We start from the raw sequence: 24,495 nt of genomic DNA on the forward strand, positions 1-24,495 counted from the left end.
AGCATCACTGATCCAATTGAAAATTTAGAAATAAGAATAGGACCAAATTTTATTTTATAAATTTGGCAACAGACTTATTTTTACATGACCCAATGTCCACGATATCAGGACGGTTGGAGTATTGCGATATGCGAGCTTCGCCCTTTGCAACGGATGCATCCTTACGGCAATCGTCCGCTCAAGCTCACCTCGACGCTCTCAAGCGGGGTTTTCATGAAGCGCTGGCGCAGGGCGACCTTCCGCAGGCCCAGTACCTGATCGAAACCGCCATACGCCATGCTCCGGGAGCGGCTGCGGTCAAGGCGCTCCATGCCACTGTCCTTACGCGGCAGGGGCGGCATGCCGAAGCGGCCGGGCAGCTCGAAGCGGCTTTCCGGATCGAACCGGCCATGATCGAGTATCTCGCCTATGCCGCCGCAAGTTGGGACCGCGCGGGCAGGCGGGAAGAAACCCGGAACCTGACTATCCGTCTCCTGGCGCTCGAGCCGTTTCAGCCGATCGGGCTCGCTCTCGCGGCCAGGACAGCCTTGCTCGCCGGCAAGGGACCCATGGGGTGCGTCTGGGCGGATGGCAGCGGGATCGCGGGCTGGGCCTGGGACCCGCGGCGGGCGGCGGACCGCCTGCCGGTTACCGTCCGGCTCGGGGGCATGGCGTTGACGGCAAGAGCGGACCGGATGGAGCCGCGGCTTGCCTCCGCCGGGATCGGCGACGGCGGACATGCCTTCTTCATCGATCTGGCACCCTTTGCGGCACCCGGTTCCGCCGTCATCGATGCCGACGTGGAGGGGGCGCCGCTCATCGCCAGCGCCCGCTCCCAGCCCAAGCCGGACAGGGGCTGCGTCCTGGGCGCCGTCTGGTTCGACGGTCGGGGGATCAGGGGCTGGGCCGTGGATACCGACAGGCCGCAGTCCCGCCTGACCGTCACCCTCCGCTCCGGCACCCGATGGCACCACACGGTACAGGCGGACGAATTGGACCAGGGCCTGCTGGCCCAAGGTGTCGGCGATGGCCATCACGGATTCACCGTCTGCCTGCCGCCCTTCCTGGAAGACGGAACAGCCGAGATCGCGGTGTTCGTCGAAGGGCATGCCGCGCTGGCCGGCAGCCCCGTTCTGATCGCCGGCGATCTGCGCCGCTCCGCCGTGATGAGGGAGTTGTCCGGCTGGTTGCGCGCCGCCGGTCAGGTGGAAGAAGGCGGAACACCGCCACCGCTTCCCCAAGCACTCGCCGGTCCCGCCGCCCTGGCTATCTGCCGCGAGACGATCGCCCGGCTCACGCTTCAGTCACAGGCCCTCCCCGGCCCCGGCGCCCTTTCCGGATCGGTGTTGCCTTCTGCCGCCGGTCTTCTGCCGAATCGGAGCGCCAGGCCTCCGGGCGTCGCCGTCGTGGTGCCGGTCTTCGGCGGTCTGAAGGAAACGTCGGCTTGTCTGGACGCACTGCTTGCTTCCCGATCCAGGAATGCGACCCGCTTCGACATCGTCGCGGTCGACGATGCATCGCCGCTGCCCGAACTTGGACGCCGGCTGGACGAGCTGGCCCGCTCGGGTGAAATCCGGCTGATCCGCCATAGGGTGAACCAGGGTTTCGCCAGCAGCGTCAACGCCGGCATGAAGGTCTGGCCGGACCGCGACATCGTGCTGCTCAATTCCGACACTCTCGTTTACGGCGACTGGGTGGACCGGTTGCGGCGGACCTGCCATACGGCCCCGGATATCGGCACCGTAACGCCGCTGTCGAACAACGGCAGCATTTGCAGCTATCCGCGCCCCAATGCCGTCAACCCGATGCCGCCGGCCGCCGAACTCGAACGCCTGGACCGCCTCTGCGCCAAGGTCAATGCCGGGACGGCGGTGGAGATACCGACCGGAGTCGGCTTCTGCCTTTACATCCGGCGGGAGTGCGGAACCGAAACCGGCGCACTGGACGCAGCCGCCTTCCCGCGCGGCTACGGGGAGGAGAACGACTTCTGCCGCCGTGCCGAAACGCTGGGCTGGCGACACGTCGTGGCCGGCGACGTCTTCGTCGCCCATCACGGCAGCATCTCCTTCGACACGGAGAAGACATCTCTCCTTGCGGCCGGGATGAACGTCCTCGACGGCCGGTATCCTGGATACCGGAATGCCGTGGACCGGTTCGTGCGGTTCGATCCGCTGAGGCCGCTGCGCCGCAACCTCGATCTCCAGCATGCCGTCGCGGTTTACCGTCGCGCCGTCCTGTTCATCACGACCGATCAGGAAGGCGGTACGGAACGCCATGTCGCCGAGCGGGTCCGGGAGCTTGAGGGGACCGGACAGGTTCCGGTCATCCTGCGCCCTGCGGAAGGCGGGCAAAGTCCCGGCGGCGGCCGGCTGGTCCGGCTCGCCGTTCCGCCGCTGCCGGATCTCTGCAATCTCGTGTTCGACCTGCCGGCCGAAGCCGATGTCCTGCTGGACGTCCTTACGCGGTTCGGCTTCAGCCGGATCGAGGTGCACCACATGCTGAACCTGCCGGCGGAGGTCCTCGACATAGTCCACCGGCTGGACCTGCCATACGACGTGACCGTGCACGACTACGCCTGGTTCTGCCCCAGGATCACGATGATCGACCACACCGGCAGCTATTGCGGCGAACCGGCTCTCGCCGCGTGCGAGCGGTGCGTCGCCCTGAACGGCAGCGAGACCGGGGAGGCGATCTCCGTCACCGATCTGCGGCAACGCTCGCAACGGCTGTTCCGGGGTGCGCGGGAAGTCGTGGCTCCCAGCGCCGATGCGGCCGCCCGGATACGCCGCCATGTCCAGGGCGCCCGGATCGCCACCCGCCCCCATCGGGACCACGACGCGCCGGCCGGCATCGACGGCTGCGCCTGGGACGGTACCCGACCGCTTCGCGCCGTGCTGGTCGGGGCGATCGGCGAGCACAAGGGTTTCCGCATCCTCCGCGACTGCGTCCGGGATGCCGCGAAGCGGGACCTGCCGCTGGAATTCTCCGTGGTCGGCCATACCTTCGACGACGATGCCTTGCGGGCAGCCGGCCGGATTTCCATAACGGGACCATATGCCCCGCACGAAGCTGCCGATCTGATCCGGGCGAGCCGTTCGGACGTCGCCCTCTTCCTGTCGGTCTGGCCGGAAACCTGGTGCTACGCACTGACCGAGGCCTGGGCGGCGGGACTCCCGGCATTCGGGTTCGACATCGGAGCGATCGGCGAGCGGATTGCCGCGACCGGCCTGGGCGCCGTCTTCCCACTGGGCTGGCAGGCTTGTGAAATCAACGACTTCCTGCTCGAAACGGCGCGCCGGATGCGCGGCCCGTCCGCTTTTTGTCGCAAGTAATGGGTTACCCTTGTGTGTTAATCCATAATATGTATTACTTTCGTTGGAAAATACGCAGCTAAGGTCAGCACAAGTTCCATGGCAATCAACCTTCCAGCCGTGCGTTCGGCCGCAACCGGGGTTGTTTCGGCTGCTCAAGTACTTACCCTGCCGGCAGGCCAGCACGCCGTTTCGCTTCGGCAGTGCAGGCATCCCGTCCTGCTGCTGCAAGGCATGCCGGCCCCCTGCATCCAGCTCGCCGTTCCGCCGCCGCTGCCGGGAATGCCTCCCAAAGCCCGGCTGCTCGGTCTCGACCCCGGCGTCTCCGCCTGGCTGACGCGGCCCGGCGACGTCATGATGGTCGAGGTGCTTGCGGATTCCGCGCCGGTCATCATCACGACCTACTCGCCGTCGACATACCCGGATGCGGGGCTCGATATCCGGGTGGTGGCGGTTCATACGGCCGAGAGCCGGAAGTCGCCCCGGATCGATGCCATGGCGCATATTTCCCGGCGCGGCGATGTCCGGATGGCCGATGGCGAGTGGCTGGGCCAGCCGGAGTCACGCCTCGCGATCGAGGGCTTCGCTCTCAAGCTGGACAACGCCGGCAGCGACCTCTCGGTCGAATACAAGGCTTATGCGGCCGGCGGCAAGGAATCTCCCTGGACCGCGGGCGGGTCCTTCTGCGGGTCCAAGGGGCGCCGGCAGCACCTGTCGGGGATCGCAGTCCGCCTCCACGGAAAGCACGCCGAGCAGTTCGACATCGGCTACAAAGCGGCCTTCGCGAGCGGTCATGTCACCGATGTTCGCCGGAACGGTGAAAGGTGCGGATCGCCTGAAGCGAACGACGTCCTGGTCGCGATCCGCGTAAAGATATCCGCCGGCATGTTCTAGCAGCGCAGCGCATACGGCCCGCATCGGGGCATGTAGCCAATACTCCGGCCATGCCACGGCTTCATGAAATGGAACGGCAGATGCGGGAGATCGGTCGCTGTTCGCGAAGCTCGCTCTCCACCGGAAGCTCCGCTACAGCCTGATCAAGGGTTGAACAGATGCCGACTCAAAGCCAAGCCCTGGCCGGAGATGCCGCCCGACAGTCCGAAACAGATCCAGCTCCCGGATCGGATGACGGCTACGAGGGCTACGTGGACATAGTCCGCTGGTCGCCCTGGCGGACGAGCGTCGTCGGCTGGGTAAGGCGGTGCGGCGCACCGGCGGAGCGCGTGTCCGGATGTATCGTGCTGGGCGCCGCTGATATGGCGAAGTTCGTGGCCGACCGCAGCCGGATGGACCTCCTGAATTCCGGCATCGGCGATGGCGCCTACGGCTTCCTGGTCGAGATCGACACGCCCCTTTCCCCCGAGGATGCCGCCCGCCTGAGGATCGCCGCCGGTCCGGAACGCACGCCGCTTCCTCAAACCGCCCTGCATATCGAACCCCTGCCGATGATCAAGGGCGCCATCGACACGATCGGCCCGTACAAGGTCGCCGGCTGGGTCTTCGACCCGAACGCCCCGGAACGGCCCGCCACCGTCGAGTTCTGGGTGGACGACACCTTCGTCTGCACGGTGACCGGCGACAACAGGCGCGACGAGCTGGAAGCGGTCCAGCCGAAAGCCGGACGCTACGGTTTCGAAGTTTCGCTCGACGCCGTCGCCCGTCCGGCCGGACGCCTGGACCTGGCGGCGACGCTCGACGGCAACCAGCACCGGTTTCGCCTCAAGTGGCGCAACGCCGAGATCTATGCGACCACGGCGGCGACCAAGCCCCGCCTGCTCGGCAAGCTGGAGCGGTTCGCCAAGGGCCACGTCCAGGGCTGGGCCGTCAACCTGCTCCGCCCCGGTTCGCCGGTCGAGATCACCGTGCTGGTCGATGGCCGTGAATTGATCAGGACCAGGACCGGAGAAAGCCGCGACGACCTCGCAAAGGCAGGGCTTAAGGGCAGCGCCGCCGGTTTGAGCCTGCCGCTTCCCGTCTCACCGACCGGCAAGCCGGACTTCACCCTCGACGCCGTCTTCACCAGGACCGGCCAGCCCATCGGCGGAGGTCCCATCGCCGTCACGAACCAGCCGCTGTCGCTGATCGGCCCGACGGGCGGAGAACCGGTCCGAGCCGCGACGGCGGCTTCCTCTCCGATCGCGGTCGTCGTTCCGATCTTCAACGCTTACGACGAAGTCAAGGCCTGCCTCGACTCGCTGATAAGCCACACGACCTGGCCCTGCACGCTGATCCTGATTGACGACGCCAGCACTGACGGCCGGATCGCCAACCTCCTGGACACCATCAAGGGATATCCGGGAGTCGAGATCCGGCGCAACCCGCAAAATCTCGGCTTCACCCGGACGGTCAACCTGGGTCTTTCGCTGGCCGCCGGACACGACGTCGTCCTGCTCAACAGCGACACCGTCGTCACCCCGCGCTGGCTGGAGAACTTGCGGATCGCGGCCTATGCCCAGGGCGATGTCGGGACGGTAACGCCGCTGTCCAACAATGCCGGCGCGTTTTCCGTACCGGAGCAGAACCGCGCCAACCTCCCTCCGCCCTGGCTGTCGGCGGAACGCTACGCGCGGGCCGTTTCCCAGTCCTCGGCCGGCCTCTATTGCGAGGCGCCGACCGGCAACGGCTTCTGCCTCTTCGTCCGGCGAGCCATGCTGGACGACGTCGGCGGCCTCGACGAAACCGCTTTTCCGCGCGGCTACGGCGAAGAGAACGACCTGTGCATGCGGGCGCTGCGGCGCGGCTGGCGCCACGTCATCGACGACCGCACGATCATCTATCACGCCCGCTCCGCCAGCTTCGGAGCCGAAAAGGACGGGCTCTACCGCGCAGGCCGTCAGGTCATCGACCGGCGCTATCCCGAATACGGCGCGCTGGTCCGCCAGTTCGGCGCCTCGCCCGATCTGACGATCGCCCGCTACAGGGTCCGCCGGATCGGCGAACCGCCGCCGAAGGCTGACGGACTGCCGCGCCCGCGCGCGATGTTCGTCATCTCGACCGACACCGGCGGCACGCCGCAGACCAACATGGACCTCATGCAGGCGCTGGAGGCGGAATACGACCCCCTGCTGCTGTGCTGCGACTCGAAGACGCTCTCGGTTTCGCGGATCGCCAACGGCCGGCCAACCATGCTGGAGCAGCATACCCTCGCCAGACCGCTGGCGGCGGAAAGCCACCGCGGCGATGAATACGACCGCATCGTGGCCACGTGGCTGGTCCGGTACGCGGTCGAGCTGCTCCATGTCCGGCATATCGGATGGCACAGCCTTCAGCTCCCCAGGATCGCGCGGGGACTGGGCATTCCGGTCGTCTTCTCGTTCCACGACTTCTACACCGTCTGCCCGACGGTCAAGCTGCTGGACGACAGGTCCGCCTATTGCGGCGGCGTCTGCACCGAAGGGACCGGAACGTGCAGTCCGGAGCTGTGGCCCCGCACCGGCGTTCCCCACCTGAAGCACGCCTGGGTCCATACGTGGCGGGCGTGGATGGGCGACATGCTGCGGCAATGCGACGCCTTCGTCACTACCACTCCGCCCGCCCGCGACCTCCTCTCCGCGACCTTCCCCTGGCTGGCCGGGCGCGATTTTCGGGTGATCCCGCACGGCAGGGACTTCCCCGGCTTCGGCGTGATGGCGGCCCCGCTCCAATATGGCGAACGCCTGCGCGTGCTGATACCCGGCAATATCGGCCCGGCGAAGGGCGGTGACCTGATCGCGCGGATCAGGCGACTCGATCCCGACAACAGGGTGGAGTTCCATTTCCTCGGCGCCGTATCGGCCGAACTCGCCCGTCACGGCATCCATCACGGCACCTATGAACGCGCCGAGTTCGGCGCCAGGGTCGCCGCGATCCGGCCCCATATCGGCGCCATCCTGTCGATCTGGCCGGAAACCTACTCGCATACCCTGACCGAGATGTGGGCCTGCGGCGTGCCGGTCCTGGGAATCGACCTGGGAGCCGTCGGAGAAAGGATTCGCGAGCACAAGGGCGGCTGGTTGGCCCCCTCGGCCGAGCCGGCTGAAATCCTGTCCCGGCTGCTCGATATCGCCAATGCTCCGGATGAGCATTGGCGCACCGTGACCGAGGTCCTGGACTGGCAGCGCGGCCCCGGGACCTCTTACGGCACCGCAGCCATGGCAGCCCGCTATTCCGACCTTTACCGCACCGTGAGGGAACGGCGGCGCGTCTTCGTTCCGGTCTCCCGGGTCAGCCCTGCTCCCAAGGCGATCGGACTGCTGTCCCTCCATCAGTCGTCCCGGCAGTCGCCCCGGCAGCCTCCCCGGCAGCCGCCGGACGGTGTCCGATGGTTCGTGGACTGGCTCCGGTATCCCGATGCCGAGATCGTCAGGACGCGGGCGGTGACCGCAGGCGAGGTCCTTGCCGGCAATCGGACCGGCCTGCCGGACATGCCCCTGGATGCGCTGGTACTTGCCGACGAGACCGTGCCGCCCGCCCTGGCCACGGCGCTCGACCGCTTCCTGGCCGCCAGACGCATTCCCCTCGTCCTGTCGCGCGACGGCCGCGCCACCGTGCGGAGATTCGTTGAAGAAGAGACCGGCGACGAAGCGAGCGGCCGGCCATCCTCATGGCTGGAAACGCCCCTGGGTGGCGATGCGGCACTGCGGTTTGCCGTCGATGAGACCGAATGGCTGCGCCCCGTCGAGCCGATGCCCCGCCAGTCCGCGGCAACTCCCCCGGCTGACCGCTCCCGAAAGACCATCCTGCTGATCCCGGACTGGGACCGCGCCGACAGCATGAAGACGTTCACCTCGCTTCGAAGCGCTCTGTCGAAGAGAAAAGACGTGACGCTGGCGACGCTCGGCGCCCCAAGGCACCTTGCCGGAGCGGAACTGGAAACCCTTCCCGATCCGGAGGACATGCAGGATATCGGCAGCTTCAAGCAGGCGATCCAAGCCATGGCGGAGGGGTGGAGCCTAGCGGTGTATCTACCGTCCGCCACGGCTGGAAGCGCCGAGCGGCTGGCCCGCCTCATGGTGCGGATTTCCATCATGGGAGTTCCGCCGCTGGCGCCGGGATGCCAGCTTTTCCAAAGTATGCTTCAGAACGGCGTCGACGGCTTCCTGACGGAACCGGCGCTCGACTCCGTCCAGGGCGGATTCGAGGAAATATTGTCCGGATCGATGGACGTTCAGGCGGTCAGGGAACATTGCCATGATTTGGCCGTCAGACGGTTCACCTTCAGGAGATTGAAAGACTCTTTCCAATTTCTCGTCGAGAACCTGACCTCATGAAACCGCCGCTTCGACAGTGCTGAAGATTTATTAAGCTTCCGCCGGATAGGTTACCTCGGCCCTAAGCCATATCCCCAAGGGCAGATCGGTCATCGGGCGCGTTCATGGAGAACATCATAGTGCGGACGGATGAAATGCCGGAGGGAGAGGTCGCGGACCGGCCTCGCGAAGGACGGCTCCTGATCTACGCCTTTCCCCCCGGCGAAGGCTTTGTCGAGAGATCGATTTCTTCCGCGGAGTACAGGAACCGCGCGGACTTCGTCGATGGCGTCCACGTCGAATACCGGGGAGACGTTCCGCCGGAGTTCGAGCTGGCGACGTTCGTCTCCGCCGCGTGGCCGCATCGCGGCGTCACCTGCTCATGTACGGAACCGGGAGCATACACCCGCTTCAACATGTCGTTTTCCTTGCGCGGCGCCGAAGCCGGCGACCTGATCCATCTGCGATGGCTTGCCCGCGTCGGATCGGCGGCCTGCGACGAAGCCGAAGCCGATCTCTCCCTGATGACCTCGGACGCCGGCAAGGGCGGCAAGACCCTTGCGGGCAAGCTGCCGGCGCTGCGAAGCCGAGGTGGGGGATGGTCGGAGTGCTATGCGATCCTCCAGGTGCTCGACCCCCAGCCCGACGGACTGCTGCATCTGGTCTTCAGCCTGCATGCCGGAACGGTCCTGGACGTCGCCGCCCTCGAGGTGCTGCGATGCGGAGCGCGCCCCTTGCCATCGGCGGCGAGCCTGCCGCTGCCGGAATCCGGCCCCAGGATCGACCGTATCGGCGATTGCGCCGTCATGGCCGCAGCCGGTCCCGAAGCTCGGCGCGGCATAGCGGCCGGCGGCGAGTTCGGCATCCTGAACACCGTGGACATGAACGGGATTTCCGGCGTCGCATGGAACCCGGCGCAGCCGTCGGCCTCCGTTCCCCTGGAACTCCATATCGACGGCGAACTGGTGTCGGTGCTGATTGCCGAACCCTTGTCCGGCGGCGCCTCCCCGGACGAGATGCCGCCGCCAGGGCATTTTCGGATGGCGATGCCGCCGCAGTTCCTTGACGACAGGGATCATGGAATCGACGTCCGCTTCGCCGACGGCGGCGCGAGCCTGTGGAATTGCCCGTTGCCGGTCCGGCTGGAACAGCCTTTCAAAGGTCTGGTTCAGCTTGGCGCCGATGGTCATCTCGTCGGCTGGGCCTCCGACCGGCGGCAGACTTCCGCACCGGTCCGCCTGGAAATCCTGGTGGACGGCCAAGTCGCGGGTGAGGTGATCGCCGACCTGCGGCATCCGGTGCTGGCGGGTGCCGCCTACAACGAAGGCCGCTGCGCTTTCCGCCTCCCCCTGCCGGACGGCGTTCAGGACGGACTGCCGCATCTGGTCGATGTCCGGGCCATGGGCGGTGCCGCTCTCCAGGGCAGTCCGATCGCCGTCCAGGTATGCCGCCGCCGCTATATGCTCCACGTCGAAGCCGTGGGCACCGCCCGGCTGACCGGCTGGGCCGTCGATACCGAACAGCCGGCGACGCCGCTTACCCTTGAAGTACGGATCGACGGCAGGATGTTTGGTATCGTACGGGCCGACCGGCGGAGCGCCGCCCTTGACGCGGCCGATGGGGGCGTACGGCAATGCGGGTTCTCGATCCCGCTGCCCGGCGGCGCCCGGCACGTCGCCTTCCATCGGGCCGGCTCGGACCTGATCGCCGCCTTCGATCTCGACCGCGCCGGAAACGTCGCAGCACCTCGCCCGTCCGTTCCGCTTTCCGGTCAGGAGGACGCGGCGAAGCCGGGGCCGTCCGAAGATCCGCAGGAAAGCTTTCGCCGGCTGTTCGACGCGGACTGGTATCTGGCGGCCTATCCCCTTGCTGCCGTCGAGATCGACAGGGGAGTCGCCGCGTCGGCTTCGGCCCATTGGCTGGCGCAGGGCGCCGCACAGGGCTGGAACCCGACGTTCTGGTTCGATGAAACCTGGTATCTGGCACACAACGACGATGCCGCCGCGGCGGTCGCGACCGGGTCCGCCGCGTCCGGTTTTCTCCACTGGCTCGCGACAGGTTCGGCCGAGTGGCGGCGGCCGGGACCGGTCTTCGATCCGGCGGCCCATCGGCAGGCCGATCCCTTGTCGGGAGCCGATGGCCGGGAGGTTGTCGCCGCCTGGCTCGCCGCACTGTCGACTCCGCCGAAACCGCTTTCCCCCGCGATCGGGAGCGGGACTGCGGCGCCACCGGCCGCAAGCACCGGCAGACAAGTCGTCCTCCGCAATCTCGTGGCCCTCCGGCGCGGGCCGGAAACGATCTACGACGCTTACGTCGACCGCCTGATCCGGGACTTGAGCCTGACCGCCGGCGCCGAGGCGCAACGGCTGCGCCAGTCCCTGGACGACAACGAAGCCGACATCGCCCAGTGGCTGATCGAACATCCGGTGGCAGGGGAACCCCTGGTCACCGTCATCATGCCGACCTTCAATCGCGGGTTCCTGATCGCGGAGGCCATCCAGTCGATTCTGGACCAGACCTGGAAGAACTGGGAACTGATCGTCTGCGACGACGGCAGTACCGACAAGACCTCTTTCGTCGTCAAGCACTTCAAGGACCCGCGCATCCGCTACTTGCAGCTCGAGAAGGCGAACGGTGCGATTGCCCGCAATTTCGGCTTGAAGTTCTCGCGCGGGGACTACATCGCGTTCCTCGACTCCGACAATATGTGGCATCCCTTCTTCCTGTCGCTGTCGGTCGGTGCGCTGATGTCCTCGGCACGTCCGATGGCCTACAGCGGCTATATCGATACCAGGATGACCGGCGCCCGGCTGAGCGAGGGAGTCGTGAAGTTCCGGCAGTTCGACTATCAGGCGCTTCTCAGCCGTAATTTCATCGACCTGAACACGATCGTCATCGATCGCGCGGTCTATGATTTCCTCGGCGGTTTCGACGAAACGCTGCCGCGCGTCCAGGACTGGGACCTCGTCCTGAAATACTCGCGCCTGATCGATCCCGTCGAAATACCGTCGGCGACCGCCTTCTACCGCCGCAACGAGGCCTGGGGTCAGGTGACCGACCTGTTCGGCCAGACGAACTTCAACGACATCGTCCGCGAGACTGCTCTGGAGCGCCTGCGGTCCGGACGGTCGGCACTTCGTCCCGGCAGCCGCCGCCGCTTCGTCCTGACCCTGATCAGCCAAGCCGATGGCGAGGATGCGGGCGATCTCTTCGCCTTGGCGGAGCTGCTGCGCGACATCGCCGAAATCCGCCTGCTGGTTCCCGATATCCCGCGGCTGCGCGCCTTCGCCGAACGCACCGGTCTTGCGGGCGGGGCCGGACTCGTCTGGCTGAACCGCGACGCCGACATACTCCGGTCGCTCGCCGGCGAGGGGATCGTCATCGGCGAGAGGTTCGATTGGGACGGCCTGCGCTTCGATCCCGGGGTGCCGGTTCTCCGGCTCGGCCGCGACGCGGAACGGACGACGATCGCCCCGTCAGGCCCGGCCAGAACGAGCATGCCGCTCGGCGCCCTGCAACTTTGCGACTTCAACACCTTGCCGAGCGCCGATACGCTCGCGCGTTCCGGTCTCGACCTTTCCCGCGACGACCGCGTCATGGTGTTCGTCGACGGTCCCGCCCGGCCGGCCTGGACTACGGCGCTGGCAGGCCGCAGCCGTTCCGGCCCTTCCGCACTCCTCGTCAGCCTGGGCGACGATCATGAGCCGGTCGTCGAAAGCGTCGAGAAGGGGGAAGTGCGGCCGGTGCATCTTACGCCGCAGGCCCTGCTGGGCACCGTCCGCCACTGCGCGGCGGTCGTCCTGACGGCGGGGAGCGCCGCCGACCGCCTGTTGGCGACGAACCTTGCCGTCGCGGCACTCGGGTTCGAGCGGGTGCTGCTCGCGGTGGAAGATCCCGTCTACTCGTCCTGGATCGCGGCCAAATGTGCCCATCGCTGCAAGAGCGTGGACAGCGGCCCCTTGCTGGAACAGGTGAAGGCGGCGATCGCCGACCCGAACAAGGCCCGCGTGACCGCACGCGGACGCCGCTGGTTCGATCATCTTTATCAGTGGGAATCGATGCGGGACCGGGCCGAGCTGTCCCTGAACGTCATGCTGAAAAACAGGGAGTCCGGGACATGAGCATGGGCATGAGCGTGAAACCGGACGCCATCGCCGGACGGCTCGATCCGGTCCTGTCCGGCAAGGTCACCGGCTGGATCTATCCAGCCAAGCGCGTAACGCTCACGGTCGACGGTACGGTCATCGGAACCGCCATGGCGGCGGAGCCCCGGCAATTCGCTCTCCGCCGGCTCTGCGACGAACGCTGCGGGTTCGCCATCGATCCGCCTCGCAACCTGTTCGACGGCGCCGTCCACGAGATCCGCGTCACCACCGACGACGGCCACGATATTCCCGGAAGCCCGATGCGGTTCCGCAGCCGCACGGCCGAGGGCGCCGTCGAAGGAGTCGTCGAGCGGGTCGCCGGCAACGTCGTCCATGTCAAGGTTCGCCGGCATGCCGGCGCTCCCGATCTGCCCATCGCCGTGGCCGGCATTGCCGGCGACGAGACGGTCGCCATCGCCGTCGCACGGGTGGACCCGGTGCAGCCCGCCGGTTCATGGACCAGCCTCGTCCTGGTCGTTCCCGAAGACGTGATTCGATCGGGCCACCGCCTGATCCATGTCGGTCTGATCGGAACGGACCGGTTCCTCGGCAAAAGCCCGGCACTCCTGCCCGCGCTCCGACCTTCCGCCGTTTCGATTCGGCAACGGGCGGCACCTGTCACGCTGGCGGTAAAGATCGCGGCCCCCAATGCGCGCGTGGCACATGAATGGGGGGATTACCATTTCGCCCGGCAACTGGGTGCGGCACTTCAGCGGCGTGGCTGGGCGGTGCGGGTCGATTGCCAGGAAGAATGGAGCAGGACCGGCGACGACGTGACGCTCGTACTGCGCGGCCGCCACCGCTACAAGCCGGACGGCGGATCGGTGAACCTGATGTGGATGATCAGTCATCCGGATCGCATGGCGCCGGACGAACCGGCCGATTACGACCATATCTTCGTCGCCTCCGACATCTACGCCCGGATCCTGGGCGGTCAGACCCAGACACCGGTCAGCGCACTGCATCAGGCAGCCGACCCCGGCGTCTTCCGCCCGCCGCCGGGCAAATCGGCCCTGCCCTCGCCGGTGCTGTTCGTCGGCAATTCCCGCCGCGAATATCGCACCATCGTCCGATGGTGCGTCGAGACCGGCATCGACGTGGCGGTCTACGGGAGCCTGTGGGATAACGTGATCCCCGCGAAGCTGATCGGCGGGACCTATATAGACAATGCCGATCTCCACCGCTGGTACGGATCCTGCGGCGTGCTCCTGAACGACCATTGGGACACGATGCGCGAAAACGGCTTCCTGTCCAACCGCCTGTTCGACGGCAGCGCCGCCGGAGCCTTCATCATTACCGATGAGGTGCGGGGTCTTGCCGCCGTTTTCGGCGACGCCATCGAAACCGCTGCCGATGCCGCCGAACTGAAGGAGAAGACCGACTATTACCTTGCCAACCCGCTGGAAGCGGAAGAGAGGGCGAAACGGGCGCGGGCCATCGTCCTTGCCGGACATACCTTCGACCACCGCGCCGAGCAAATCATTGAAATTCACCGCCGGCTCAAGGATTCAGGCATCGGCGTTCGGAACCACATCCCGGCGGCATGACTATGGGAAAGTGACTATTCGGCCTCCGGACAGGCAGAGACTTCGTCACATCGGATAGCACTGCCGCATCGTCTCGCTCCGGTCGGCCTGTTCGAAAGCGCCGACACCATACCGGCGCTATCGAACAGACCAATCTGCCAAGATGTCAGCCTCGGGCTTGAGATTTCCAGCCACAGGTTCGGACGCTCCCGGTGACCGGTCGCTTCAGTTTCATAACCGCTGCCTTACAGCCGCTGCACGACGATGTGATTGACGTCGACGGTCGATTTGGAGACCACTTGCGGCGGTGCTTCCGTCCAGATATCCCTGACGAAAAACTTCCCGCCTCCGAGCCGGACCAGCAAAACCACTAGTTCTTCCAGTGTCGCGCCGAACGGATCGAGCTGATTGATTTCGATGTGGTAGCGGCTATGCTCGAATATCACCAGTCCTCCGGGCCGGACGGTTTCGGTCCATGCCTGGATCATCTTCGGCGGATCGTAGGAGTGATCCCAGGAATTTGAATAAACGAAATCCGCACGCCCCAGCCAGTCCGGATTCTTTTCGTGAAAATCCCACTGGACCGTGTTGGGGAACTGGTTGGCAGTATCCGAGATTTCCGTTCCGATAACCTCGCAGCCAAGATATTCCGCAAACCATGCTTGTTCGAGCCCGCGCCGTGTCCCATGGCATATGCCGAACCTTGGTGCGGCTATCAGCTTCTTGATGTTTCCTGATAGATACTCAATGGTCGTCTCTTGTGCCCACTGACTGTTGATCTTTCGTTTGTTCCCTTCTGTCTGTATTTTCTGGTATTTTTCATAATCGAAATCGCCCTGTTCGTTTAAGTACTGGAAAACACGGAGCGAATTTTCCTTCATGGCAACCTCCTTGAGATCGGTTCAATCGAACTTTGACGGCAGTGATGCAATTGGTGGAATGTCAGGCCGGATCGTGCTTTATCGGTCCGGTTGATCGAAGCGAAGATCAGGCCGCCTGACCATCATAGATACCTGGATCTGATGGTTTCGCATGCCGCGGGCTGCAACACTTCAGCACTCCAATCTTCACCTTTTCAGGCCTTTAAAAGATCTCCCGCTGCGGATGGCTGTGTATTACGAGTGCCAGAAAACAGGCGTCCATGATGTCGATTTGCTCAGAGGCCATGTCGGCTTCTATCGCAGCCTTGGTGGCCCGTGCATATTCATCCCTGTGGGTCCGGCGGCGATCGGGCATTTCAGGGTTCAATGTGTCATGCACATAGCGGTAATGGACATCCAGGCAGTGCTTTCCTCCTAGAGTGAAGACGTGACTTCGCGAAAAGTCCTTGAACATATCCAGGATCGTCGCGAGATTGGCCGGCACGTATCCCCGAAATCCATGTGGCCCGTATTGCCGCCACATCGTGCCGGTTGGCAGAAGATGGATCTGCAGAGTTGGATAATCCCTGGAGCGCAGAGCATCGGCAACATTCTGGAAGAATGTCAGGTCACAGGGAAAATGCTCCAGTGCGGACTGTGAAACGATCAACGTCTTGTCTTCGAGCAAGCTATGATCGATCTCCTCGGCTCCTCTCCGAACAAAGTTCACCCTCGGGTCTTTTTGAAAATCGGACCAGCCGGGTCTCGCCTTGATATCTACCCCAGTATAGCTCTCAACTCCACCCAAGGAATCGTCGATGATTGGAAAGTAAATCCCTTTGCCGCATCCGCAATCCATCAGCCTCAGCCTCAGCCTCTTCAATTCATTTGAAATGGCTTCTGACGGCAAACTCTGCCAGAACAAGTTTGACAGAATGCGTGAAGGAGTCATAAGAACGTCGCAGTGCCTAGCGGGGTATGGAACAACGGAGCAACGAAAGTTCTTCACGTTGGGTATCGACGGCTGCAATTGATGCGATTGAGCAAGGTTGGCAATCAGCCAGCTAAGCTTCTGTGCGTCATCCAGAATCCCGTCGCCACTAATGATATTAGGTGATGACATGGAAATTTGAATCGAGGTCTCAATTTTCATGAAACGATCTTCCTATCGGACGATGTGAGCGGTTAATTATTTACCAAACCATATTTCAGAATTAACTCATATTGGGTTTTGTGGCGATCTTGACTGGACGCCACCATGCATTGGTCAACAGCGTTTTTGATACGCTGAGGCGTCAAGTTACCCACGGATGGACACGGATTTCACACGGATGAACACGGATGAATTGAACTTTGGATACATCCACGATATTCGATTCGCTCAACGTACATCTATCCGTGTCCATTCGTGGAAAATCTAGAAAGTTTGGAGACGCGAGGCGTATCACCCCGAAGCCCGACATGAGCCTAGGCATTCTTTAACGTTTGCTGTGGCGGAAGTTTTTGATTTAGCTGGATATTTATCATCTCGGAAAACTTGGCGTAGAGATCATTCGGGCAATGCCCTTGGCCCAGGCCTATGAAATGGCAGATCGCCGGCTGATAACTGCTGTCCGATTTGGTCAGGTGCAGGCTCAGCGGGGCTTCGCCGATATGCCAGGCACTCCATTTAAGCGTGGAGATATTCCAGCAATCCGACAGCGGATAAATTTTCATCCGGGTCTTAGCCATCGTAAGTCCCCAGATCGACTCGTTGGAAAATCCTCCTCCCTTGCGATGCTTGACCGTCGCGACGTCGCGATGGTTGATGAAGAAGTCCTGCGCGACCTTGAAAAAATCTTCGGCTTCCGGGGACCTGTCGAAAAAAAAGACGCCACCATTCAATTGCACGATGAATTCAAGCCCGAACCTTTCGATCAACGGCGGTATCTCCAGCCGCCAAAAACCCGAGCTGCGTTCGATGCCTGGAAATGTCACATGGTACTCTTTCAATTTTTCCCAGATCGCCACGATCCGGGAACTGGCGATCAGACAATCCGCATCCACATACATGGTGCGGTCGAAGGGAGACATCCGGTTTACGAACAGATGGAATTCCGTTCCCTTCAAATGGAGCATGTCATCGGGGATCAGGTACTTGTTCGTGAATATGTCGGCTTTCGGGCTGTCCAGGAGCCGTTCGTCATCGCAGGCAATGCATATGGGGCGCATGGGGTCGAACAGCCGCATCGATTTTGCGGCTTGAATCGCCATATCGAAATACTTTTCAGGACCAGTAGATATCAGGATATAGCCTTCTGACACAAGTCACCTCAAAATAACTCATAGACAAATATTCGACATTAGAGGCGTTAAATTATCGCCAGTTCAGATCGATGTTAACAAGCCCGCGCTGGCGAATGTTTTGTCGCACCCATTCGATCTTTTTGCGGATCGAGTCGATCTTGTGCTCATGGGTCTCGACGAACATATGGCCGATCCTGTCGATGACGTTGGTGTTCAGAAGTCCCTCGAGGATTCTGGCCTCCTCTCCTTCCACGTCGAGCTTGAACAAGGAAACCGGACGGTCCAGCTTTGAAACGAAGGCAACGACGTCGATGACCTGAACATCCTTATAGGAATTCTTACTTACATTCGGCTTTTCGGGCAGGAGCGAAGATCCCTGGGACATCGTCTCGACATCCTTCGCCCGGTCGCGGTGGAAATAGAGCCGTGCAACCCCATCCGATATCGAGACGGCCGCATTGAACAACTGGACGTTCGGCATTCCGCCCATGCGTTCTGTCAGTCTGGCGAAGGCAAACGGGTCGGGCTCGAAGGCGAAGACCCGGCAACCGGTCTGCGCCAGAATTTCGGTGAACTCTCCGACATTGGCTCCGCAGTCCAGGGCAATATCGTCAGGGCCGAGTTTGGCGCAAACATCGGAGAACTTATTTCGGGCGACCTGCTTGAGCCGCAACTTTTCAGTCGTGACTTCTGTGGAAGGCATCGCTCTTTCACCCGTCGATGAACTCATATGTGTCTCACATTGACCGCTGGCAGAGCATTGCGGAACACCATCGTAGTAGCCGATGGGGGCGAAACCTGAAGAGCGACCGATGTCGACCGGAATGTCAAGGGCACACTCTATGATAATCCTCCTCATCATGCGGAATATATAAACGAGTATGTTTTCTCCGCTCCTGCTTCATAAGGCGTTATGCAACACCGGGGCACACGCGCTGAGCCTTATAGGGACAATCATCTCTTGTATTAGTAAATATTCCTATTATAGTCCATCTTGTGGGAACGAAAGATGAACTCCGCGTGCCCGCGATCGCTTGACCTTTTGCAGAAGAAAGAAGAATTCAAAATGCAGTCTTTTCAGACCCTTACCGATGTCATGGGAAAGAGTACCAACGTAATACCCAGTCCGAATTACGTCCTGGCACTCGTCCTGCCCCCCGGAACAGCCAAGACCGTGACGGTTCCCGCAGACGCAAGGGTCGCCTTGTTCTCGGCGACGGGAAACTTCTGGCTGGGTTCGACCGGCGCTCCCGCCGTTCCCGCCGCCGACATTCTGGACGGCACGGCTCCGGAACTGAATCCCTCCGGACGTGCCGTGCGTCCCGGCCAGACGCTGGGGCTGGTGGCATCCTCGGCTTGCTCCGTCAGCATTTCGTTCTACGGGTGACGCCATGACCAGCGTATTTCACAGCCCTTCCCAGCTGGACTTCTCCGATCTTGCGCCGCGGGCGGATCCGACCTTCACCGGCAGCGCCGCCTTCGCCTCCCTCACCGTCTCGGGAACCGCCTCCTTCGGGAGCGGGCTGACGGTCGATGCATTCCCCAGCGTCGTCGCGGCAGCGCAGATGGACAGCGGAGCGGCCTTGACCCTTCCCGCCTCGAGCGCCGTCTTGCGGGTCCGTTTGACCGGCAACGCTACCCTGACGCTGCCCGCGATGTCCGTACTCCCGGCCAACGCCCGTACGACGCTGGAAGTGGAATTGGTGCAGGACGGCACGGGCGGCAGGACGGTCGCCTGGGCCGCAGGGTCCGGCGATACGATCGAGTGGGACTATTCGGCGGTTGCGCCGGCCATAGCCGCCGCCGCCGCGAAGGAAACCCATTTCGTCTTCCGCCGCCGGGCCGGTTCCACCTGCTGGTACGCCGCCAAGATCTGGCAGGGGGTCTGACATGTTCCGGCGGTCCACGGCCCTTTCGGCGGGCAGATACCCAATCCCGAACCTCGATCTGAACTACGCCGCCACCGGTGCCCTATCCGGCATCGAAACCTTCACCCGCGCCTCCTCCGCCTGGGCATTCAACCAGACGGGAACGCTTAGCCAGTATGCCGCCAATACGCCGCGCTTCGACTACGATCCGGCGACGCTGGCTTCGCGCGGGCTTCTGGTGGAGGAGCAGCGGACCAACCTCCTGCTCAACAGCAACACCTTCTCCGCATGGTCGAACAGCGGCCTGTCCGTGACCGGTTCGTCGGGGACGGCACCGAGCGGGTCGAACGACGCATGGCTTCTCGGCGCCGGCGTCGCCGAAGGCCGGGGTGCGCTGATCGTTGCCATCCCCGCGGACACCACCGTCTACGCCTACTCGATCCATCTCAAGGCCGGCTCGTCCGCCGTGACGGATATCCGCCTGTCGTTCGTGGGCGGCAGCGAATACGATGCCCGGGTGACCTGGGCGACGGCCGGCATATCCGTCAAGAAAGGGACGCATGCCTTCTCCCCGAGCCTGCAAAACATCGGGGGTGGCTGGTACCGGGCGGTCATGGGGGTGGCGAACACGTCGCGGACCCAGGTGCTGCCCTACATCTTCCCCGCCGGCCAGGGCACCTCGGCGACCGGCAATGTCCTTGCGTTCGGCGCCCAGTTGGAAGCCGGCTCCTTCGCGACAAGCTACATACCCACCACCTCGGCATCGGCGACCCGCGCCGCCGACACGTGCAGCATTTCCCTCGGCGCGTTCGGCTACGACTCCGCCGAGGGTACGTTGTTCGCGGAGTTTCTCAGGTCGGCGGGCACGAACAGCCAGCAGGGGCGTGCCGCCAGCCTCAGCAACGGCAGCAACGCCAATCTGATCGAGATCTATCAGGCAGGGGCCGCGACGCCGCTTGGGCAGATCTACAGCGACGGCAATGTGCAGGCGCAGTTCGGGGCTGCCGGCGGTGCCCCCGATACCGTCCAGCGCGCGGCCATCGCCTGGGCAGCCGGCGCGTCGGCGTTCTGCGCCGGCGGGACCACGGTCCAGGCGGATACCTCGACCGTGGCCCCGCCGGTCACCAGCCTGCGCGTCGGCGACCGGTGGGATGGTGCCCGCAACCTCAACGGCAATATCCGTCGCATCGCCTACTACCCGCGCGCGCTCGAAACCGCCATCCTCGGAAGGATCACGTCATGATCGATCACCACTGGCACGGCTCGCCCGAAGCCGTCGCCGCCGCCGTACTGGGCCTGCCCGACATCATCGGACCGCGCATTCTCGACGGCATCGCCTATGTCTGCATACGGGCGGACACGGCACTCGGCATGCCTGCCGGCCTTTCCGAAACCGGGCTCGAATTGAGTTCGCTCGTGCTTGGGGTCTGGGCTTAATCGGGTTTGGGCAAGTCGGCAGTCCGGGAGCGGCGTTCCACCCGCTCCCGGACTGCCGGCGGCGATACGCAATCTTAGCCTGTCCATGATGACAATTGATTACATTTACGTCCTGGTAGAGGGTGTCATCATCGCGTTACCCGAGTATCTTGAACTATCCCCCTCCACCTTTGTACTCCACCGAAAGTATGGGCAAGTAATAGATCATTAATCGATTCGTATGATGCTGCCGGCTGGAGTTCCGTCACCACTTGAAGCTGTCCGGGGAGACCTTGCCGTCTCATGTTGAAGTTGCCTTCCGCCCCAGCCGGTGCGCATCAAGTATCCTGTTCTCATAGCGGCCTGCTGACGCTCATCGACGTGGTACGGCATCGCGGCATCCATCTTTCCCTCGATCAGCTCGTGCGCGACAATTTCCTGGGCGACCACGAGGTCTCCATGGCGCAGCTGGCGAAGATCGCCAGGGCCAACGGCTTCCGTGCCGCGCCGGCCCGGATGCAATGGGACCAGCTGGCCGGCCTGGGCAAGGCGCTGCCAGCGATCGTCCGGTTGCGCAGCGGCGGCTACATGGTGATCGCGGAGGTCCGGACATCGCCCCAGGGCGACCTCGTGATCCTCCGCGACCCGCTGGCCGCACCCGATGCCGTGCTGGTGCTCGACGAAGCGCGTCTCAGAGCGGTCTGGGACGGTGCTGTCCTGCTGGTCAAGCGGCAGCACAAGGTTTCGGATGCCGGCCAGCCGTTCGGGATGCGCTGGGTCGTCGGACAGATCCTCCGGGACAGCCACCTGATCCGCGACATCCTGCTCGGCAGCCTGTTCATCAGCGCCTTCGCGGTGGCGCCCATCATCTACTGGTCGCTGCTGTTCCGGATCGTGCTGCCCCGCAACAGCCTCGACACCCTGAACCTGCTGGTCGCCGGGTTCGTCTTCGTCGTCGTCTTCGACACTATCCTCGGCGCGATGCGCAGACACATAATCCTGCACATCGTGTCCAAGGCCGATATCCGCATGGGACACCATGTGTTCGACCGGATGCTGAGGCTGCCGATCGGTTTCTTCGAGACTACGTCGACCGGGCAAGTTACCTCCAAGCTCGGCGAGATCGGCCGGATCCGCGGTTTCCTGCTCAACAGCGTGTTCGGGACGCTTCTCGACGGGGTCTGCCTGATCGTCTTCATACCGGTCCTGTTCTTCGTCAGCACGCCGCTGTCGCTGCTGGTGCTGGCCGGCTGCGCCGCGATCCTGCTGGCGAACCTCGCCTTCATGCCGGAACTGAACCGGCGGCACGAAAGACTGGTCCGCGCCGAGCGCGACCAGTACTCCCATCTGGTCGAAACGGTCCACGGCATGCGCACGGTCAAGACGCTGGCCCTCGACGCCCGGCAGCGCACCCTCTGGGACCTCCTCGTGGCGCGCACCGCACGGGAGCGGATCGCCTTCGGCCGGGTTCAGAACTCCATGAAGACGGTGATGGCGCCGCTGGAGAGCCTGCTGCCGATCACCGTGCTGACCGTCGCCGCCTATATGATCCTGGGCGGCGACTCGCCTTTCGACATGAGTTCGCTGATCGCCTTCGCCCTGCTCACCGGCCGCACGATGGGTCCGCTGCTGGGCATCGCCAAGCTGGTCGAGCGCTACCACGAGGCCCGCGGCTCGATCGCGACCATCGCGTCGGTCGTCGACCATCCGGCGGAGGAAGGGCTCTCCGGCACCGGCGTCCTCACTCCCCTGAAGGGGACGATCGAATTGATGGACGTCGGTTTCCGCTATCCCGGCACCGTCGTTCCGGCCATCGACGGTCTCGACCTGCTGATCCCGTCCGGATCGACCATCGGCATCGTCGGGCGCAGCGGCTCCGGCAAGACCACGGTCACCCGCCTGCTCCAGGGATTGCACGCGGATTACGGCGGGCTGATCAAGTTCGACGGCATCGACATCCGGCAGTTCGACCTGACCCATCTCCGCTCCAGCATCGGGGTCGTCCTCCAGGACAGCTTCCTGTTCCGCGGGACGATCCGGGAGAACATCGGCATCGCCAAGCCGAGCTGCACCCTGGAAGACGTCGCGGCCGCGGCGCGCCTTGCCGGGGCCGAGGAGTTCATCGAGCGGCTGCCGCGCGGCTTCGACACCATGATCGAGGAAGGCGCCGCCAACCTGTCGGGCGGTCAGCGCCAGCGCATCGCGATCGCCCGCGCCCTGCTGACCAATCCCAGGATCCTCATCCTGGACGAAGCGACCAGCGCGCTCGACCCCGAGAGCGAGGCGATCCTGAGCGCAAACCTGAAGCGGATCGCCTTCGGGCGGACAGTCATCATCATCTCGCACCGGCTGGCGTCGCTGGTCTCGTCCGACGCGATCCTCGTCCTCGAACGCGGCCGTCCGGCAGCGCTGGGCAGGCATCAGGAACTGCTTGCCGATTGCCGGCTCTACCGGGACCTGTGGACTCAACAGAACGGCCATCTTGGCCAACAGAACGGCCATCCTGGCCAGGAGACAAGCCGTGGCACCGGGTATGTTTCGATCAGCCCGCCGGCAGCGTAACGCCGCGCGGCAGCTCGTCAACGACTTCCAGTCGGAATCGGCCGAGATCGAGGGCGCTCCCGATCCGGTATCCGCGCGCCTGACGCTCCACACCATCGCCTTCATGTTCGCGGCGGCCATGGCCATCGCGTCGGTCACCCATGTCGACCGCATGGTCGATACCTCGGGGCATCTGGTTTCGACGGCGCCGACCATCGTGATCCAGCCGCTCGACGATTCGATCATCCACAGCCTGACCGCGCGCGTCGGCGATTTCGTCCGCGCCGGCACCGTGCTGGCGACCCTCGACCAGACCTTCACGGCGGCCGACGTCGCCCAGCTGGAACAGCAGCTCGGCAGTCTCCAGTGCGAGATCGCCCGACTGACGGCGGAACGCGACCAGACGCCGTTCGCGCCGCAGCCCGGAGCCAGCGAAACCTACTGCTCGCTCCAGCTCGCCTTGTGGAACCAGCGCAAGGCGCAGTTCAAGTACCAGATCCAGGACTACGACCAGAAGATCGAGAGCATGGCCGCCGCCATGCGGCGCGGCGAAAAAGACGTGGAGCACCTGTCGGCCAGGTTGAAGCTGCTGGCCGAGATCGAGCAGATGCGGTCCTCGCTGGAAAAGACCCAGTCGGGCAGCCGGCTCAATTATCTCGTCGCCAGCGACGACCGCCTCAAGGTGTCGATGGATCTCGCCTCGATCGGCAACGTCATCCAGCAGAACCGGCACGACCTGGAATCGCTGAAAGCCGCCCGGGAAGTCTACGTCAACCAGTGGCGCTCCCAGATCTTCCAGGATCTGGTCACCCGGCAGAACGCGCTGGACATGGCGCGCGAGCAGATGGCCAAGGCTTCCAAGCGGCAGGATCTAGTCCGCCTCGTGGCGCCCGAGGACGCCTTCGTCCTGGAAATGGCGAAGCTTTCCGTCGGGTCGGTCGTCCAGAACGCCGAACCGCTCTATACGCTGGTGCCGCTGAACGAACCGCTGGAAGCCGAGGTGCTGATCAATACGCGGGACATCGGCTTCGCCCAGGCCGGCGATCCGGCCAACGTCAAGTTCGAGGCTTACGACTACCTCAAGCACGGCTGGGCCACCGGATCGGTCCGCTTCATCAGCGAAGACACCTTCATCCCGCCAGGATCGACGATCCCGTTCTACAAGGCCCGGATCCAGCTGGCCTCGACCGCCTTGAAGAACGTCCCCGACAATTTCCGGCTGATTCCCGGCATGCCGCTCTCGGCCAATATCCGGATCGGTTCGCGGACGGTCCTGTCCTATCTCGTGCGCGGGCTGCTCCGCAACCTGAACGAAGGGATGCGCGACCCTTGATC

Annotated in this window: 15 protein-coding genes; 11 read left to right on the forward strand and 4 right to left on the reverse strand. The window is 63.8% G+C overall.

Translation table 11 applies throughout. From position 1 onward, the window contains the following. The first annotated feature begins 128 nt into the window (after window positions 1-128). The 5 genes from N826_RS41610 (at window position 129) to N826_RS09585 (ending at window position 14,210) form a co-directional block, all read left to right on the forward strand. A complete protein-coding gene (locus tag N826_RS41610; RefSeq protein WP_052830969.1) occupies window positions 129-3,311 on the forward strand; it encodes a glycosyltransferase in 3,183 nt (1,060 codons plus the stop codon). Between the two features lie 78 nt (window positions 3,312-3,389). Further along, complete coding sequence (locus N826_RS39810; protein ID WP_052830971.1) at window positions 3,390-4,184, forward strand: hypothetical protein; 795 nt, start codon at window positions 3,390-3,392, stop codon at window positions 4,182-4,184. A gap of 158 nt (window positions 4,185-4,342) precedes the next feature. Beyond that, entirely contained in the window at window positions 4,343-8,539 is a 4,197-nt protein-coding gene (locus N826_RS09575) for a glycosyltransferase (RefSeq protein ID WP_044428069.1), read from the forward strand. A gap of 119 nt (window positions 8,540-8,658) precedes the next feature. Next, complete coding sequence (locus N826_RS39815; RefSeq protein ID WP_169789314.1) at window positions 8,659-12,639, forward strand: glycosyltransferase family 2 protein; 3,981 nt, start codon at window positions 8,659-8,661, stop codon at window positions 12,637-12,639. 8 nt (window positions 12,640-12,647) lie between these two features. Then, a complete protein-coding gene (locus tag N826_RS09585) occupies window positions 12,648-14,210 on the forward strand; it encodes a CgeB family protein (protein ID WP_169789315.1) in 1,563 nt (520 codons plus the stop codon). Window positions 14,211-14,434: 224 nt separating this feature from the next. Here the strand turns inward: N826_RS09585 and N826_RS09590 are convergent, their stop codons facing one another. The 4 genes from N826_RS09590 to N826_RS39820 all read right to left on the reverse strand — a co-directional run bounded on the left by N826_RS09590 (window position 14,435) and on the right by N826_RS39820 (window position 18,065). Continuing rightward, window positions 14,435-15,070, reverse strand: a complete 636-nt coding sequence (locus N826_RS09590) for a class I SAM-dependent methyltransferase (protein ID WP_052830974.1) — start codon at window positions 15,068-15,070, stop codon at window positions 14,435-14,437. 202 nt (window positions 15,071-15,272) lie between these two features. Continuing rightward, on the reverse strand, window positions 15,273-16,202 hold the full coding sequence (locus N826_RS09595; RefSeq protein ID WP_044428074.1) for a class I SAM-dependent methyltransferase: 930 nt from the start codon (window positions 16,200-16,202) through the stop codon (window positions 15,273-15,275). A 314-nt stretch (window positions 16,203-16,516) separates the two neighbouring features. Continuing rightward, a complete protein-coding gene (locus tag N826_RS09600) occupies window positions 16,517-17,353 on the reverse strand; it encodes a hypothetical protein (RefSeq protein ID WP_147040377.1) in 837 nt (278 codons plus the stop codon). 52 nt (window positions 17,354-17,405) lie between these two features. Continuing rightward, entirely contained in the window at window positions 17,406-18,065 is a 660-nt protein-coding gene (locus tag N826_RS39820; RefSeq protein WP_169789316.1) for an FkbM family methyltransferase, read from the reverse strand. Window positions 18,066-18,401: 336 nt separating this feature from the next. Here N826_RS39820 and N826_RS09610 point away from each other — a divergent pair, with 336 nt between their 5' ends. From N826_RS09610 to N826_RS09635, 6 genes are all read left to right on the forward strand, one after another. After that, window positions 18,402-18,722 (forward strand): NAD/NADP transhydrogenase alpha subunit-like protein, encoded by a 321-nt coding sequence (locus N826_RS09610; RefSeq protein ID WP_147040375.1) that lies wholly within the window; start codon window positions 18,402-18,404, stop codon window positions 18,720-18,722. A gap of 4 nt (window positions 18,723-18,726) precedes the next feature. Then, the gene (locus N826_RS09615) at window positions 18,727-19,224 is read left to right on the forward strand and encodes a hypothetical protein (RefSeq protein WP_044428078.1); all 498 of its coding nucleotides are present in this window, start codon (window positions 18,727-18,729) and stop codon (window positions 19,222-19,224) included. Window position 19,225: 1 nt separating this feature from the next. After that, window positions 19,226-20,446 carry a phage head spike fiber domain-containing protein gene (locus N826_RS09620; RefSeq protein ID WP_044428080.1) on the forward strand — a complete coding sequence of 407 codons (1,221 nt, stop codon included), beginning with the start codon at window positions 19,226-19,228 and terminating at the stop codon, window positions 20,444-20,446. Continuing rightward, window positions 20,443-20,640, forward strand: a complete 198-nt coding sequence (locus N826_RS09625) for a hypothetical protein (RefSeq protein ID WP_044428081.1) — start codon at window positions 20,443-20,445, stop codon at window positions 20,638-20,640. Before N826_RS09620 ends, N826_RS09625 begins: the two co-directional genes overlap by 4 nt. A 282-nt stretch (window positions 20,641-20,922) precedes the next feature. Beyond that, window positions 20,923-23,181, forward strand: a complete 2,259-nt coding sequence (locus N826_RS09630; RefSeq protein ID WP_052830977.1) for a peptidase domain-containing ABC transporter — start codon at window positions 20,923-20,925, stop codon at window positions 23,179-23,181. Further along, window positions 23,141-24,493, forward strand: coding sequence for an HlyD family type I secretion periplasmic adaptor subunit (locus N826_RS09635; RefSeq protein ID WP_244619498.1), 1,353 nt, complete (start codon window positions 23,141-23,143; stop codon window positions 24,491-24,493). The genes N826_RS09630 and N826_RS09635 overlap by 41 nt, the downstream gene beginning before the upstream one ends. Window positions 24,494-24,495: the final 2 nt, after the last annotated feature.

The organism is Skermanella aerolata KACC 11604, from assembly GCF_000936425.1.
GTDB classification, from domain to species: domain Bacteria; phylum Pseudomonadota; class Alphaproteobacteria; order Azospirillales; family Azospirillaceae; genus Skermanella; species Skermanella aerolata.